Origin of the sequence: Mycobacterium sp. IS-3022 (genome assembly GCF_001500065.1) — a bacterium.
Classification (GTDB): Bacteria; Actinomycetota; Actinomycetes; order Mycobacteriales; family Mycobacteriaceae; genus Mycobacterium.
The window spans coordinates 1-1111 of sequence record NZ_LQIN01000040.1; the positions used below are offsets into that span (position 1 = coordinate 1).

The window sequence follows — 1111 nt, forward strand, 5'->3', positions numbered from 1 at the left end:
ACGGTCTCCTTGCCGTCGGAGAACAGCACGATGCGCGCCGGCGGCGGTTCGTCGCCGCCACCGATCACCGCCCCGACGGTGGAGATCGACGAGAGCGCGGTGAAGATCGCCTCACCGGTGGCGGTGCGGTCGGCAACCTGCAGATTGTCGATGGCGCGCCGGCTGGCGTCGCGGTTGGTGGTCGGCGACACCAGCACCGTGGCGGTGCCGGCATAGGCGATCACGCCCAGGTTGATGCCCGGGGTGAGCTCGTCGACGAATTTCTTTGACGCCTCCTGGGCGGCGGCGAGCCGGCTGGGTTCGACGTCGGTGGCGCGCATGGATTGCGACACGTCGATCGCCAGCATGACCACCGCGCGGTTGCGCGGCAGCCGTTGGTCGTGGGTGGGCCCGGCCAGCGCAATCGTGCACAGCAGCAACGCGATTGCCAGCAGCGCCGCAGGCACGTGCCGCCACGGGCTGGGACGCTTCGGCGCCACACTGTCTAGTGACTCGGTGTTGGCGAACTGCTGCAATCGCCTGCGCCGAGCGAATTGGGCGGCGACGTACAAGCCGACCAGCACCAGCAGGACGACCAGGAACAGCAGGAACCACCAGATGTGCTGAAAACCCGTGAGCGATACCGGCCCGAGCAGCGGAAGCGTCATGTCAGCTGGTCATCCCTTGCGCGTCAGTTCGGCAGCCGGCGGTTGATGAACAGCGCCGCCAGCGTCGCCAGGGCCAGCGCCAACGCTCCGAGCCGCAGCCAGCCGACGCTCGCGTCGCCTCTGATCGTCTCGTAGCCGATCTGCTGCTGCAGGTTGGCGTAGACCTCCCGCAGCTGTTCGAGGCTGGACGCGGTGAACGCCTCACCGCCGGACAGATCGGCGATCTTCTTGAGCATTTCGTCGTCGACGGGCACCGGCTGGCGTTGATCGTTGATCTCCACGTAGCCGTAGGGCGTACCGAACGAGATCGTCGAGATCGGCACGCCCTGGTCCTTCGCGGTGCGGGCGGCGGTGTAGGCACCCTTGGGGTTGTCGGGGTTCGACGGCACGGTCTCCTTGCCGTCGGAGAACAGCACGATGCGCGCCGGCGGCGGTTCGTCGCCGCCACCGATCACCGCCCCGAC

Annotated in this window: 2 protein-coding genes; both read right to left on the bottom strand. The window is 68.0% G+C overall.

What is annotated here, in order from left to right:
- Nucleotides 1–647 (bottom strand): VWA domain-containing protein (locus tag AU188_RS18880; RefSeq protein ID WP_156426745.1); only part of this gene is annotated, 647 nt, incomplete at its 3' end.
- Nucleotides 648–670: 23 nt separating this feature from the next.
- A partial coding sequence (locus AU188_RS18885) for a vWA domain-containing protein (RefSeq protein ID WP_156426746.1) occupies nt 671–1111 on the bottom strand: 441 nt, incomplete at its 5' end.